The organism is Rhodococcus sp. NPDC060176 (genome assembly GCF_042728675.1).
In the GTDB taxonomy this organism is placed as follows: Bacteria; Actinomycetota; Actinomycetes; order Mycobacteriales; family Mycobacteriaceae; genus Rhodococcus_F.
Window position 1 is genome coordinate 1,053,648 of record NZ_JBHWYS010000001.1, and the last position, 13,859, is coordinate 1,067,506.

The following is a 13,859-nucleotide window of genomic DNA, read 5'->3' on the forward strand; positions in this document are numbered from 1 at the left end:
GGCCGACCGGCGGTATTCGAGGTCGAGTAAAATTCCTGTGATCAGTCCGAGAAGAGAAAGGGATCGAAGTGACCGCGCATACCGAGCAGCTCGAGTTCCAAGCAGAAACACGTCAGCTGCTGGATCTGATGGTTCATTCAATCTATACGAACAAGGACAGCTTCCTTCGTGAGTTGATCTCCAACGCTTCGGACGCGCTGGACAAGCTCCGCCTCGAGTCGTACCAGGACAAAGACCTCAACGTCGACGTCTCCGATCTGCATATCGAGATCGACATCGACAAGGCAGCACGCACCCTTACGATCCGCGACAACGGCATCGGCATGTCGCGTGACGAGGTCGTCGACCTGATCGGCACGCTCGCCAAGTCCGGCACCGCCGAGGTACGTCGCAAGCTCAAGGAAGCCAAGGATGCAGCGGCATCGGAAGAACTGATCGGTCAGTTCGGCATCGGCTTCTACTCCACCTTCATGGTCGCGGACAAAGTCACGCTGCTGACCCGCCGCGCCGGTGAAGATCACGCGACGCGCTGGGAATCGACCGGCGAAGGCACGTACACGCTCGAGCACGTGAACGAGGCACCGCAGGGTAGCTCCGTGACCCTGCACCTGATGCCCGAGGATTCCGAGAACGGCCTGCACGACTACACGTCGGAATGGAAGATCAAGGAACTGGTCAAGAAGTACTCCGACTTCATCGCGTGGCCCATCCGCATGGATGTCGCTCGTACGTCGACGCCGGCCGAGGGCGAGGAGCCCGAGGTCACCATCGAGACCGAGACGATCAACTCGATGAAGGCGCTGTGGACTCGCTCCAAGGACGAGGTGTCCGAGGACGAGTACAAGGAGTTCTACAAGCACGTCAGCCACGCCTGGGACGAGCCTCTCGAGGTCATCCCGATGAAGGCCGAAGGTACTTTCGAATACCAAGCGCTGCTGTTCATTCCGTCGACGGCGCCGTTCGATCTCTTCATGCGTGAGCGCAAGGCCGGCATCCACCTCTACGTCAAGCGCGTCTTCATCATGGACGACTGCGAAGAGTTGGTGCCCGATTACCTGCGTTTCGTCAAGGGTGTCGTCGACGCACAAGACCTCTCGCTCAACGTCTCTCGTGAAATTCTGCAGCAGGACCGGCAGATCGCTGCCATCCGTCGTCGTCTGACCAAGAAGGTCCTCTCGACCATCAAGGACATGAAGGCGAACGAGCCGGAGAAGTACTCGACCTTCTGGACCGAGTTCGGGCGCGCGCTCAAGGAAGGCCTGATGGCCGATGCCGACAACCGCAAGACGCTGCTCGATATCTCTTCGTTTGCCTCGACCAACAGCGAAGAGGGCGTGACCACCCTCGCGGAGTACGTGGAGCGCATGAAGGACGGTCAGGAACAGATCTACTTCATGACCGGCGAATCTCGTCACCTCATCGAAAGCTCTCCGCACATGGAGGCTTTCAAGGCCAAGGGCCTCGAAGTTCTCGTACTCACCGACCCCGTGGACGAGATGTGGGTCGACGCTGTCTCGGACTTCGACGGCAAGACCTTCCAGTCGATCGCCAAGGGCGAAGTCGACCTGGACACCGAGGACGAGAAGAAGGCGGCCGAGGCCGAGCGCGAAGAGAAGGAAAAGGAATTCGGCGCGCTACTGACGTGGCTGACCGAAACGCTGTCCGACGACATCAAGGAAACGCGTCTCTCGACGCGCCTGACCACGTCGGCTGCCTGCATCGTCGGCGACGCGTTCAGCATGTCGCCGACACTCGAGAAGATGTACAAGGCTTCGGGTCAGCCTGTTCCGCACAGCAAGCGCATCCTCGAGCTCAACCCGGCACACCCGCTGGTCTCGGGTCTGCGGGAGGCGCAGGCCGCCAACGACAATGCAGAGAACCTGACGGAAACCGCTCAGCTTCTCTACGGCATGGCGTTGCTTGCCGAGGGCGGCGAGCTGAGCGACCCGGCGCACTTCACGCGTCTGCTGGCCGATCGTTTGGCTCGCACAGTCTGATCTGGTCCTAGCTGCCTCGAACTCCCGGCATCCACCTTCATCGGTGGGTGCCGGGAGTTTTTTCTTGATCGTTTTCTATTGAGGACCGTTTCTGTCCGCAATAACTTCTAACGTAGTTCTCACAGGGCACGAACCCACTAGCGAAGGAAAACATCATGAACGCACCGACCACCACCGTCACCGGCGAGCGCGCGGATCTCCTCCAGAGCCTGCGACAGCATCGTGAATTCCTTCTCTTCACCGTCAAAGACCTCACCGACGAACAGGCTGCTTCGAGGCCGGCCGTGAGCGAACTGTGCCTCGGCGGATTGGTCAAGCATGTGGGGCAGTCAGAAAAGGGTTGGGTCGACTTCATCCTGGAGGGGCCGGCCGGACTGGGTGGAGACTTCGATCCCACCCAGTGGTCGGAAGAGATGCAGCAGGAACGGGCGAACGAATTTGCCATGGTCGAGGGTGAAACCCTGGCAAGCATCGTTTCCGAATACGAGGGGATCGCGGCCAGGACCGACCAGTTGGTGGCCTCGCTGGACAGCCTCGACATCTCGCATCCACTGCCGTCGGCACCGTGGTTCGAAGCGGGGGCTCGCTGGTCAGCCCGACGCGCGTTGCTGCACATCATCGCCGAGACGGCCCAGCATGCGGGCCACGCGGACATGCTTCGCGAAGCCATCGACGGTTCCAAGACGATGGGTTGATCGACCTGTGATGGTTACACATCACACAAATATGTAACACTAGTGTCTATGAGCACCGAAAAGCCTGCCTTGCAACCGCCGATGCAGTGGGACGCCTGGGGCGATCCGGCCAAGAAGCGTGAACTGTCGGACGCAGTCACATCGTTGTTGACCGGATTTCTCGGTGTCTCCGCACCGACTCGATCGCGTCTCGCCATCGAAGACGTTCAGGTGACTCCGTCCGCTATGGCTCAGTCGCATGTCGAAGCGCTGGCAGGGCTGGTCGGGGCCGAGTACGTCAGCACCGAGGATTCCGATCGAATTCTTCGGGCCGGTGGCAAGAGCACCCCGGATCTGCTTCGCCGTCGTAGCGCCGAGCCGCAGGATGCCCCCGACGCAGTCGTCACCCCAGGGACAGACGCAGAGGTCGAGCAGGTTCTCCGATACTGCTCTGCCAACCGGATCGCAGTGGTCCCGTTCGGCGGCGGCACCAGCGTCGTCGGCGGGCTCGATCCCATCCGCGACGGGTTCGACGCAGTTCTTTCTCTCGACCTGCGTCGGTTCGATCAACTCGTCGGGTTGGACGAGGAGTCGGGCATCGCGACGTTCGGCGGCGGAACCACCGGCCCACGGGCCGAGGAGCTTCTGCGTGAACACGGCTTCTCGGTCGGGCACTTCCCGCAGAGCTTCCTGTTCGCCACTCTGGGCGGGTTTGCCGCTACCCGATCGTCGGGACAGGCGTCGGCTGGATACGGACGCTTCGAGGACATGGTCCAGGGCCTCACCGTCGTCACTCCGAGTGGTGTGGTCGAGACCGGGCGCGCGCCGGCATCCGCCGCCGGCCCCGACCTGGGTGAGCTCTTTGTCGGCTCCGAGGGCACCTTCGGCGTCATCACGCACGTGCGTGTGCGGGTTCACCGCCTGCCCGAGACCACAGTGCGCGAAGGGTGGAGCTTCCCCGACTTTGCCACCGGCGCAGCAGCATTGCGTGAGCTTGTCCAGGAGGGATCGGCTCCGACCGTGCTGCGGTTGTCCGACGAGGCCGAGAGCGGCGTGAATCTGGCGACCACCGACAAGATCGGCGAGAACGCCTTCACCGGTGGTTGCCTCGGCATCACCACCTACGAGGGCACCGCTTCGCACACCGCTGAACGGATGGCGGAGGCCCGAGCAATTCTCACCGCTCACGGCGGCACGTCGCTCGGCGAGGAGCCCGGAAACAGCTGGGAACACGGGCGATTCGATGCGCCGTATCTGCGTGACGCTCTGCTCGACGTCGGCGCACTGTGTGAAACCCTCGAGACAGCAACCACCTGGGGTAACCTCGCGAACCTGCGCTCCTCGGTCACCGAGGCGCTGACCAAGGCTCTCGTCGAGCAGGGGACTCAGCCGCTCGTGATGTGCCACATTTCGCACACGTACAAGACCGGTGCTTCGCTGTACTTAACGGTGGTCAGCGCGCAGACCGAGGATCCGATCGCTCAGTGGCACAAGGCGAAAACTGCCGCTGGCGATGCGATCATCGCCGCCGGTGGCACGATCACCCATCACCACGCTGTCGGCGCCGATCACCGCCCGTGGATGAAGGACGAGATCGGTGAATTGGGCGCGAATATCCTTCGCGCAGTGAAGAATGCAGTGGACCCTGCCGGCATCCTCAATCCTGGAAAGCTGATTCCGTGACCGAAACCCGCAGTCAGATCGAGAAGGTTACCGTCCTGATCAATCCGATGGCGGGGCATGGTCACGCGCCGGCGGCCGGACGCAAAGGTGTTGCGCGACTGCGTGCTCGGGGAGTTGCCGTCACCGAGATCATCGGAACCGACGCCGACGACGCCAAGAAGTTGGCGCGTCGTGCGATCGAGGAGGGCACCGACGCACTCGTAGTGGTCGGCGGCGACGGTGCCATCAGTATCGGACTGCAGGCTGCCGCGTTGACCGAGACGCCCATCGGGCTCATTCCGGCAGGCACCGGCAACGATCACGCCCGTGAGTTCGGCATTCCCACAGGCGATCCCGAAGCAGCAGCCGATGTGATCGCAGACGGTGTCGTGCAGCAGTCAGATCTGGCGAAGATCACGTTGGCCGACGGTTCCGTCGTCTGGTCGGGAACCATCATCGCCAGCGGATTCGACTCGCTGGTCAGCGAGCGGGCCAATCGGATGTCCTGGCCCAAGGGGCCGATGCGCTACAACCTGGCGATGCTCGCCGAGTTGGCGAAGATGAAGCCGTTGCCGTACCGGATCGAACTCGACGACGAGGTCATCACGGTGGACGCGACGCTGGTCGCTGTTGGCAACGGCCGCTCGTACGGTGGCGGCATGCTCATCACTCCGGGCGCGTCGAAGTCGGACGGGTTGTTGGATCTGACCGTCGTCGGGCACGGTTCGAGGTTGCGTCTGGTGCGCCTGTTTCCGCGGGTGTACAAGGGAACTCACGTCTCGCTCGACGCGGTGCAGACGTACCGATCCAAGAAGGTGCGGTTGGTCTCCGAGGGCATCATCGCTTACGCGGACGGCGATCGGGTGGGGCCGTTGCCCATCACGATCGAGGCAGTTCCCATGGCGCTCAACATCTTGACGCACACGCGGATCTGAGTTGGGTCCTGCCGGTCACGCGGTAGCGGTTGCTGTCGCAACCGACGGGCCTTCCACATCGTCTGACCGAATGGACCATGTGGGCTGCGTGGGTCGTTTTTGCCGTCGACTACGCAGTTCGCCTGTGGTTGGCACCTGCCCGCGGTCGCTGGTTCGTCAGGCATCTCTTGGATTTGGCGATGGTGGTGTTGCCCATGCTGCGTCCGCTGCGCCTACTTCGGTTGGTCACACTGCTTGCGATAGTCCACCGCTCGAGCGGGCAAAGCTTGCGTGGACGAGTGGTCGTGTACGCCACCTCTGCCACGGCCTTGCTGATCGGTGTTGCGGCGCTGGCCATGCTCGATGCCGAGCGTCACGCGCAGGGCGCTGCCATCACGTCGTACGGAACGGCATTGTGGTGGGCGATGGAGACGGTCACGACCGTCGGTTACGGAGACATGGCTCCCGTTACCACGACCGGGCGCATGATCGCCGGAGCATTGATGATCGGCGGAATTGCGTTGCTGGGCATCGTGACTGCCACACTCGCTTCCTGGTTGGTCGAGCGCGTGGCGGAACAGGACGAGGCATCCCAGGCTGCGACGCGTAAGCAGGTGGCGGATCTGTCCGAGGAAGTCCGAGCCTTGGCTGCCCGCACTCACCGAGTTGATCTCGCGTCCGTCGATACCGATTCGCTGCGTCGTGAATTGGCGTCGAGGGGAGTCGTGGCGCAGCACGCGTCTTCAGGCAACTGACATGCATCGGAGCGAACAATAGAACGATGGTCTGATAATCTTGTGTGATGGTGGCGACCCACGGATTTCAGCGCGCGCGCAGGCCCGAGCAGATCGAAGCGCGTCGGTGCGCGATTCTCGATGCGGCCCGCGCGATGCTCGGGTCCAGGCCCGTCGCCGACATCAGCCTGCGTGAGCTCAGCGAGAGCGTCGGACTGGCGAAGTCGAACGTGCTTCGCTACTTCGACAGTCGCGAAGCCATCTTTCTCGAAGTGCTCGAGGAGAACTGGGTTGCGTGGTTGGACGGGTTGTCCGAGTCGTTGACTCCGGCCGGTGACGACTCACCGTTCGCCACTGAAATCCATGTGGCATCGACGGTTGCGGAATCGCTTGTCGCACAGCGTTTACTGTGTGAGTTGATGAGCGTCATGGCAGGTGTCCTCGAAAGAAACATCTCCGTCGACTTCGCCCGTGACTTCAAGAGGCGGGCGACGGTCAACTCGGGAAGGTTTGCGTCGCTGGTTCATTCGCAACTGCCCCATCTCTCGGAGGGTGACGCCGCTCAATTCGCCAAGGTGACCCTGGTGATTGTTGCCGGCTTGTGGCCGACTGCCGAGCCTGCCGAATCCATGGTCGTCGTACTGAACGAGATGCAGGCGCCCCCTGCTGCCGACATGTTCGCAACCGGCCTACGTGAAGGACTGATCAATCAGCTCGTCGGGCTGTCGGCGCGAGCGGCAACCCGAACGAGCTGAGCACGTTCAGGCGCTGTGCAGCGTCAGGACGGTGATCTCGCTCGGTGCGAACACTCGGAATGGTGGACCCCAGAACCCGGTTCCGCGGCTTGTGTACAACTGTGTGCGGTCGCCGTGACGGGTGAGCCCGTGCACCGACGGTTGATCGAGTTTGACCAGAAGGTTGAAAGGCCAGATCTGTCCGCCGTGGGTATGACCAGCGAGCTGCAGATCCACTCCCGCGGAAGCGGACTGAGTTACCTGCTTCGGTTGATGGGCGAGCATCAGGATCGGCAAATCGGGGTCGGTGCCGGCAAGAGCCATATCGAAGTTCGCGCCGTGACCGTCGAGCTTCGATCCCAGAGCGGTGGCGTCGTCGACTCCGGCGATGACCAGGTTGTCGCCGCCCTTGGTGACGACGAGGTGCCGGTTGTGCAGGGCATCCCAGCCGATCGAGGTCATGTAGTCGAGCCACTCCTGAGCCTCGTGGAAGTACTCGTGATTCCCGGTGACGTAGACACGAGCGAGTCTGGCTTCCACTGACGCGAGTGGGGTGGCTTGGCCGAGGCGCTGCTCCACTGTTCCGTCGGCAATGTCACCGACGTGGGCCACGATGTCGGCGTCGAGTTCGTTGACTGCCGCGATAACGCGCGCGGACCACTTCTCGCGATTGATCGGGCCGAAATGGGTGTCGGTAATTGCGACTACCCGAAGCTTGTCCATTCCCGCTCCGAGGCGAGGGATGGTGACGTCGACGTGCTTGATCCGTGGCAGTCGCATGGCTTCCCGATAGCCCCAGATCAGCAGCACGGCCGAGACGATCAGCGCCGCAACGGCGACAATTCTCGACCGAAGCGGATCCTCCACGCCGCCGACGAGGAGTCCGAGTCGCAGGATTTCGCCGAGCAGCGTCCACACGAACACGACCCAGATGACTCCGAGGAGCGCATCGCCGACCATGCGGATGGGATCACGATCGGTGTGGCCATGGCTGAGCACCATCGAGGCAGGCAGGGTGATCAGGAGGGCGGCAAACAGAACGGTGCCGAACACTGTCACGGCCGTCGGCGGCCAGTCCGGCCGGATGAACAAACTCCACCACGGGTACACGAACAGTAGGGCCAAGATCGACGCGACAATCGCGGAAATGGCCACGATCCGCAACGGTCTCCGGCGCGGAGCTTGGACGACGTCGGTCGCCTGGGGTGTAGTCACCCCATCCAGAGTAAAGGTCCACTGGTCTATTAACAAGGAGACGCCGGTCCGCTATTCGGTTGTCGGTGTCTTCGGCTAGTTTCCTGATGTTGAACTCGGTCCGAGCTCAGGTGGGTGGCATATGGAGAAGTACGACGTCAAAAAGGCCTACAAGGATCTCTATTCGCCCGGCCGTCGCGATTTTGCCTTCGTGACCGTCCCTCGCTTCGGCTACTTTGCCGTCGACGGTCACGGTGATCCCAACACTGCCACCGAGTACTCCGAGGCGCTCGAAGCGTTGTATTCGGTGTCCTACGCGACCAAGTTCGCGAGCAAGAAGGAACTGGATCGCGACTTCGTCGTGGGCCCGCTGGAAGGGTTGTGGCGGGCAGATGACCCCGAGGTGTTCGTGACGCGGGACAAGTCGTCGTGGGATTGGACGATGATGATCTCGCAACCGGAGTGGATCACGGAGACCGAACTGTCTGCGTCGATTGACGCAGTCCGGGCCAAGGCGGTGCGGGCCAAGAAGGACATTGCCGCTCTCGACAAGGTCAGGTTTCTCGAGTTGGAGGAAGGCCTGTCCGTTCAGATTCTTCACGTCGGCTCGTACGACGACGAAGCTCCCACCCTGGACCGGCTGCACAACACATTCATCCCGTCGAACAGCCTGAGCTTCAACGGCGATCATCACGAGATATACCTCAGCGACGCTCGCCGGACGCCGCCCGAGAAACTGAAGACGGTTCTGCGTCAGCCTGTTTCGAGGTAGCGATTACGGCTCGAGGCCGCGCAACTTCTCGAGGTCGCGTCGCTCACGTTTGGTCGGTCTGCCGGCGCCGCGATCACGTCGCGGGATGGACGCGATCAGTTCGGGAGGCGGTGGGGGTGGTGAATTATCCTGCAGGCAATCGGCGGCCAGCACGGCGCTGACTCGTTTCGTGATCGGCTTGACTACTACGACGATGCGCTCGATGCCGGATACGCGCACCCGTACCTCGTCGCCGGCTTTCACCTGCTGAGCCGCCTTTGCCGACGTTCCGTTGACCCGAACGTGTCCTGATCGGCATGCGGTCGCCGCCTGCGAGCGTGTCTTGAAGAGTCGAACGGCCCACGTCCAGCTGTCCACGCGGACACTGATCGCGTCGGAGGGGAGTTGGGCTGGCACGCTCTCCAGCCTACCGATGCAGGCTCAAAGACCCTGTGCGCGGATACCCGAGTATGCGCGCGGTGCGTACTGCAGACGTAGGGGAAGTAGATGCCAGAACCGATCGGTCAGTGTCAGGAAGCGGGCGAACCAGAAGTACATTCGTTCGTCGCGCGGCGTCCATTCCCATCCGAGGGTTTCGCGCGCCTTCTCCGGCATCAGTGCCTTGCCGATCCAGTTCGCCACGGCCATCGTGGGGCGCGAGGAGAGTTTCCACAACCACGTCGGCACCTTCGGCGCCGGTGCGATGTTGTGCTCGGAGATGCGCGTCGACCACTTCGTGGTGTGAGTGTTGATCAACCGGTTGTCGAGCATGTCTTCCCAGTACGCGCGAAAACTCGCGTAATCGTCGAAAGCGGGTCGATCGGTGAGACCGTAACAACGCCACCAGGTTACGGCCTCACGGACAAGCTGGTCCTTCTGCTCCGGTGTGAACTTCTTGTATGCAAATCGTTCGTTGAAATCGAGTATCACCTCGAAGAACGTGACGTGAGTCCACCAGAAAGTGTCAGGAGCGAGGGCGTGGTAGCGCCCGCCGGTTTCGTCTGTTCCTTTGAGATCGGTGTGGAAGTTGCGAACGAGCGTGCCTGTGCCCTCTTCGGTCCGGTCGTACACGACCCCGTAGATGGGAGGAAGTGAGCGGAACAGGCGGTCGAGCGGATTGTCGAAGAAGTTCGAATGATCTTGCAGCGCTCCACTTACCGCGGGGTGCATGTTCTGCAGCGTGCCTGCGCGTCCGAGATACAGCAGACCGCGAACGTCGCCGAAGTGTGTCCACGTCAGGGAGCCGGGGCCGATCGGATCGGCTCGTAGTTCCCGGGGCTCTGGTCGCGCCTCGGGCTTCGGTAGTTCCCCGGGCTTGGGTCGACGAATGTCGGTGTCCGGATCGCTGCTCATCTGGTTGACCCTCCGCCTGCGCTCATGTGACAACGGATGTTGTCACATGATGACTTTTGCTGCGCCGCGCGAATTTGTCAATGGATTCGGCAAGATATGCCCGAAACAACTCCGGCCCCTCACCTGCGACAGGTGAGGGGCCGGAAGAGTGAAGCGGTCGGACTCAGGCGTATTCGTAGAAGCCGCGACCGGTCTTCTTGCCGAGGCGACCGGCGTCGACCATGCGGCGAAGCAGTGCCGGCGGAGCGTAGTGCGGTTCTGCGAATTCCGCGTACAGCGACTCTGCTGCTGCGAGAGCGATGTCGAGACCGACGGTGTCGAGGAGCGTCAGCGGACCCATGGGGTAGCCGCAGCCACCCTTCATTGCCTCGTCGATGTCTTCTGCTGTGGCGTAACCGGATTCGAGCATCCGGACGGCCTGGCACAGGTACGGGATGAGCAGGGCGTTGACGATGAAGCCCGAACGGTCGCCCGCGCGAACCGTCTTCTTACGCAGGGTGTTCTTTGCGTAGTCGGTGACGGCGAGGACGGTCTCTTCGGACGTTGTGAGGCTGACCACGATCTCCACGAGCGGCATGACCGGCACGGGGTTGAAGAAGTGAACGCCGACGACCTGGCCGGGGCGCGAGGTGGCCTTGGCGATCTTGATGACGGGGATCGACGAGGTGTTGGTCGCCAGAATGCCTGCAGGCTTGACGATCTTGTCGAGCTTGCCGAAGATCTCGTACTTGAGAGCTTCGATCTCCGGAGCCGCTTCGATCACCAGATCGCGATCGGCGAACTCTTCGATGTCCAGGGTGACGCGAACGCGTGCGATGGCGGCGTCGGCATCTTCCTGGGTGATCTTGCCCTTGGCTACGCCACGGTTGATCGACTTGGCGATCCGCTCGCGAGCGGCGGCCGCGAATTCTTCTTTGGTTTCGAGCACCAGTACCGAGCTACCGGCTTTTGCACAAACTTCGGCAATGCCGGCACCCATGGTGCCGCCGCCGATTACGCCTACGAGTTCCACGATTCTCCTCAAGATTCTTCAGACAGGGGGCAAGCCCCCGTGCGCGGTTAAGGAGTCTATGGACTGCCTAACCGCGCACAGGGCCGGAGGCCCTACTTCAGCAGCGCACGCGACATCACGACGCGCTGGATCTGGTTCGTGCCTTCGTAGATCTGCGTGATCTTGGCGTCGCGCATCATGCGCTCGACAGGGAAGTCGGTGGTGTAGCCGGCGCCACCGAACAGCTGCACGGCGTCGGTGGTGACCTCCATGGCAACGTCCGAAGCGAAGCACTTGGCGGCAGCGGAGATGAAGCCGAGGTTCTTCTCGCCACGCTCGGCGCGAGCAGCGGAGGTGTAGACCATCAGACGTGCGGCTTCGACCTTCATCGCCATGTCGGCGAGCATGAACTGAACAGCCTGGAAGTCGCTGATGGACTTGCCGAACTGCTTGCGGTCCTTGGTGTATGCCAGGGCTGCGTCGAGTGCACCCTGGGCCAGGCCGACGGCCTGTGCGCCGATGGTGGGGCGCGTGTGGTCGAGGGTCTCGAGAGCCGTCTTGAAGCCGGTGCCCGGTTCGCCGATGATGCGGTCGCCGGGGATGCGGCAGTTCTCGAAGTACAGCTCGGCGGTGGGGGAGCCCTTGATGCCGAGCTTCTTTTCCTTCGGTCCGACGACAAAGCCCTCGTCGTCCTTGTGGACCATGAAGGAGGAGATGCCGTTGGCACCCTTGTCGGGATCGGTGACAGCCATGACGGTGTACCAGGTGGACTTGCCGCCGTTGGTGATCCAGCACTTGGAGCCGTTGAGGATCCAGTCGTCGCCGTCAGCCTTGGCGCGGGTACGCATCGAGGCAGCGTCGGATCCGGCTTCACGCTCGGACAGTGCGTACGACGCCATTCCGCCGTTGACGAGGTCCGGGAGCACCTTGGATTTGAGCTCTTCGGAACCCTTGAGGATCAGGCCCATGGTGCCGAGCTTGTTCACGGCGGGGATCAGCGAGGAGGAGCCACAGACGCGAGCAACTTCCTCGATGACGATGCACGTGGCGACGGAATCGGCGCCCTGGCCGTCGTAAGCCTCGGGGACGTGGATGGCGTTGAAGCCCGACGCGTTGAGGGCGGTGAGAGCTTCCTCGGGGAACCGTGCGTTCTCGTCGACGTCCTTGGCGTACGGCGCGATTTCCTTCTCGGAGAGTCCGCGGATAGCAGCCCGCAGTTCGTCGTGCTCTTCGTTCAGCGCGAAGAGATTGAAATCCGGGTTTCCTGCCATGGGAACGCTCCTTGGTGAAGGTGGCTTGAAGGCGGTCGGTGCGGCTCCGGCGTTACCAGCGAGATTCGCGGACAGACCGGTGCTTATGAGTCCAGTCAAACACGGCACTGAGTGCCAGGTCAAGGGATGGGCGTGTGAAGTTTCGGTGCACGAGGAGTGTCACCCGAGTTGTTCGTGGATCTTTCTGCTGATCTCCTCGGGGGAAGTGCCCGGGGCGAACGCTACTACCAGCACAGACTTCGATTCTGGCGTGCTGGTCTTGGATCCGGGGGCCACGCCGTACGTCCGCCGAACGTCGAGAAGCGCCTGACTCAGCGCTTCGGCTGTGGCGTCCTCGTCGCCCTTGATCATGCTCCGCAAGAGGTAGTTGTGGCACGCGGTGACAGCTGCGGCAAAACCGACAACCTCGAGGACGGGCTCGCGGGGAACAGCGCTGCGGAGGTAATCGACGAAGAGGCGCTCGTAGCGGAATCCGGTGACCAGCTCGCGGTCGCGGAGGGCCGGGACATGCTGTACGACGCGGTATCGCCGCATCGACAGGTCTCGGTTCCGGCGGAAGAAGTCGAAGACCAGTCCCGCGGCCTCGCACACGGACGCCCAGGGATCGGCGGAATCGGACGCGAGGAACTCGGCGACGTGTTCGAGGAGGGACTCGTGATCGGCGAAGATCACGTCTTCCTTGGAGCGGAACTGCCGGAAGAACGTCCGACGCGACACACCGGCGGCAGCGGCGATCTGCTCGACTGTGGTGGCTTCGTACCCGTTCTCCGAGAACAACCGGATCGCTTGAGACGCGACGTGCACCCGAAACTGTGCGGGGTCAGTTCCGGGCAAGTCTGCGCGTTCACTCATGGGGACAAGTATTGCGCCTGTGAGCACGATCCCGGTGTGACGGGCAGGATCGAGGTGCCGGGCAGTTCTGTATCAACGGTGTGCGGTGGATGTGAATTGGTAGGTTGCCGCCTCGACGATCTCCTCGGGGGAGATAGCGATCTCCTCGTTCAACCATGCGGTGACCAACTCGGCGAGGCCGCCTACAAAGAGCAGTCCGTTGATCTGACCTTGACGTGGTGGCCAAGCTCGGTCGCCGTACATTTGCGTGGCTTCGTCCGCGACCATCTGGGCGAAGCCGTGCAGTACTGCGCGTCGGTGTGTACGCAGGGGTTCGTATGCAGCGGATTCGATCATTGCTACACGGCCTTTACGGGGATCCTCGGTGAGGATGGTGACAAACGACGCGATGGCATCTCGCACGCGTTGCTCGAGGGTCCCGTCGCTCGCTCGTAGTGCAGCCAGGCCTGCGTCGCGGACTTCGTCGGCAATCCCGTCCAGGATCTTTTCCAGCAATTCGTCTCTGCTGGAGAAACTTTCGTAAAAATAGCGTTCCGTCAACTTGGCCTGTGCGCAGATAGCGGTCATCGTGGCGCCGCGATTGCCTGAGGCCGCGAAGAGTTCCATCCCTGCCTCCATCAAGCTCTCGCGCCGCAGCGCTGAGCGCTGGTCGCTGCTCAGGCCGGCATATCGACGCGGCGTAGGGGGAGTCATAGGTCGATATTGACAGATGCATGAGTGTGACGCAGACTA

At 62.2% G+C, this 13,859-nt stretch carries 14 protein-coding genes; 7 read left to right on the forward strand and 7 right to left on the reverse strand.

Features of this window, described 5'->3' with window-relative positions; all coding sequences use genetic code 11:
* The first annotated feature begins 68 nt into the window (after positions 1-68).
* From htpG to ACFWEM_RS05100, 6 genes are all read left to right on the forward strand, one after another.
* Positions 69-1,997: a molecular chaperone HtpG gene (gene htpG / locus ACFWEM_RS05075; RefSeq protein WP_378531686.1), complete on the forward strand. Its 1,929-nt coding sequence runs from the start codon at positions 69-71 to the stop codon at positions 1,995-1,997.
* 155 nt (positions 1,998-2,152) lie between these two features.
* On the forward strand, positions 2,153-2,692 hold the full coding sequence (locus tag ACFWEM_RS05080) for a DinB family protein (RefSeq protein ID WP_378531688.1): 540 nt from the start codon (positions 2,153-2,155) through the stop codon (positions 2,690-2,692).
* An 81-nt stretch (positions 2,693-2,773) separates the two neighbouring features.
* Complete coding sequence (locus tag ACFWEM_RS05085; RefSeq protein WP_378532749.1) at positions 2,774-4,354, forward strand: FAD-binding oxidoreductase; 1,581 nt, start codon at positions 2,774-2,776, stop codon at positions 4,352-4,354.
* On the forward strand, positions 4,351-5,268 hold the full coding sequence (locus ACFWEM_RS05090) for a diacylglycerol kinase (protein ID WP_378531690.1): 918 nt from the start codon (positions 4,351-4,353) through the stop codon (positions 5,266-5,268). Before ACFWEM_RS05085 ends, ACFWEM_RS05090 begins: the two co-directional genes overlap by 4 nt.
* Before the next feature lie 77 nt (positions 5,269-5,345).
* The gene (locus ACFWEM_RS05095) at positions 5,346-6,002 is read left to right on the forward strand and encodes a potassium channel family protein (RefSeq protein WP_378531692.1); all 657 of its coding nucleotides are present in this window, start codon (positions 5,346-5,348) and stop codon (positions 6,000-6,002) included.
* 47 nt (positions 6,003-6,049) lie between these two features.
* Positions 6,050-6,736: a TetR/AcrR family transcriptional regulator gene (locus ACFWEM_RS05100; RefSeq protein ID WP_378531694.1), complete on the forward strand. Its 687-nt coding sequence runs from the start codon at positions 6,050-6,052 to the stop codon at positions 6,734-6,736.
* A 6-nt stretch (positions 6,737-6,742) separates the two neighbouring features.
* Here ACFWEM_RS05100 and ACFWEM_RS05105 read toward each other — a convergent pair whose 3' ends face one another.
* Complete coding sequence (locus tag ACFWEM_RS05105) at positions 6,743-7,930, reverse strand: metallophosphoesterase (RefSeq protein WP_378531696.1); 1,188 nt, start codon at positions 7,928-7,930, stop codon at positions 6,743-6,745.
* A 121-nt stretch (positions 7,931-8,051) separates the two neighbouring features.
* Between ACFWEM_RS05105 and ACFWEM_RS05110 the strand changes: the two genes are divergently transcribed.
* A complete protein-coding gene (locus tag ACFWEM_RS05110; RefSeq protein ID WP_378531698.1) occupies positions 8,052-8,681 on the forward strand; it encodes a GyrI-like domain-containing protein in 630 nt (209 codons plus the stop codon).
* A 3-nt stretch (positions 8,682-8,684) separates the two neighbouring features.
* Here the strand turns inward: ACFWEM_RS05110 and ACFWEM_RS05115 are convergent, their stop codons facing one another.
* The 6 genes from ACFWEM_RS05115 to ACFWEM_RS05140 form a co-directional block, all read right to left on the reverse strand.
* The gene (locus ACFWEM_RS05115) at positions 8,685-9,077 is read right to left on the reverse strand and encodes an RNA-binding S4 domain-containing protein (RefSeq protein ID WP_029256216.1); all 393 of its coding nucleotides are present in this window, start codon (positions 9,075-9,077) and stop codon (positions 8,685-8,687) included.
* 24 nt (positions 9,078-9,101) lie between these two features.
* Positions 9,102-10,013: an oxygenase MpaB family protein gene (locus tag ACFWEM_RS05120; RefSeq protein ID WP_378531700.1), complete on the reverse strand. Its 912-nt coding sequence runs from the start codon at positions 10,011-10,013 to the stop codon at positions 9,102-9,104.
* Between the two features lie 163 nt (positions 10,014-10,176).
* Positions 10,177-11,025 carry a 3-hydroxybutyryl-CoA dehydrogenase gene (locus tag ACFWEM_RS05125; protein WP_230815396.1) on the reverse strand — a complete coding sequence of 283 codons (849 nt, stop codon included), beginning with the start codon at positions 11,023-11,025 and terminating at the stop codon, positions 10,177-10,179.
* A gap of 92 nt (positions 11,026-11,117) precedes the next feature.
* Positions 11,118-12,275 (reverse strand): acyl-CoA dehydrogenase, encoded by a 1,158-nt coding sequence (locus tag ACFWEM_RS05130; RefSeq protein ID WP_003939784.1) that lies wholly within the window; start codon positions 12,273-12,275, stop codon positions 11,118-11,120.
* 159 nt (positions 12,276-12,434) lie between these two features.
* Entirely contained in the window at positions 12,435-13,127 is a 693-nt protein-coding gene (locus tag ACFWEM_RS05135) for a TetR family transcriptional regulator (RefSeq protein ID WP_378531702.1), read from the reverse strand.
* A gap of 72 nt (positions 13,128-13,199) precedes the next feature.
* Positions 13,200-13,820, reverse strand: coding sequence for a TetR/AcrR family transcriptional regulator (locus ACFWEM_RS05140; RefSeq protein WP_378531704.1), 621 nt, complete (start codon positions 13,818-13,820; stop codon positions 13,200-13,202).
* Positions 13,821-13,859: the final 39 nt, after the last annotated feature.

Coding starts and splice junctions, on each gene's coding strand:
- ACFWEM_RS05080 (WP_378531688.1), top strand. CDS start 2,153: ATGAACGCACCGACCACCACCGTCACCGGCGAGCGCGCGGATCTCCTC.
- ACFWEM_RS05085 (WP_378532749.1), top strand. CDS start 2,774: ATGCAGTGGGACGCCTGGGGCGATCCGGCCAAGAAGCGTGAACTGTCG.
- ACFWEM_RS05095 (WP_378531692.1), top strand. CDS start 5,346: ATGTGGGCTGCGTGGGTCGTTTTTGCCGTCGACTACGCAGTTCGCCTG.
- ACFWEM_RS05100 (WP_378531694.1), top strand. CDS start 6,050: ATGGTGGCGACCCACGGATTTCAGCGCGCGCGCAGGCCCGAGCAGATC.
- ACFWEM_RS05110 (WP_378531698.1), top strand. CDS start 8,052: ATGGAGAAGTACGACGTCAAAAAGGCCTACAAGGATCTCTATTCGCCC.
- ACFWEM_RS05120 (WP_378531700.1), bottom strand. CDS start 10,013: ATGAGCAGCGATCCGGACACCGACATTCGTCGACCCAAGCCCGGGGAA.
- ACFWEM_RS05130 (WP_003939784.1), bottom strand. CDS start 12,275: ATGGCAGGAAACCCGGATTTCAATCTCTTCGCGCTGAACGAAGAGCAC.
- ACFWEM_RS05135 (WP_378531702.1), bottom strand. CDS start 13,127: ATGAGTGAACGCGCAGACTTGCCCGGAACTGACCCCGCACAGTTTCGG.
- ACFWEM_RS05140 (WP_378531704.1), bottom strand. CDS start 13,820: ATGACTCCCCCTACGCCGCGTCGATATGCCGGCCTGAGCAGCGACCAG.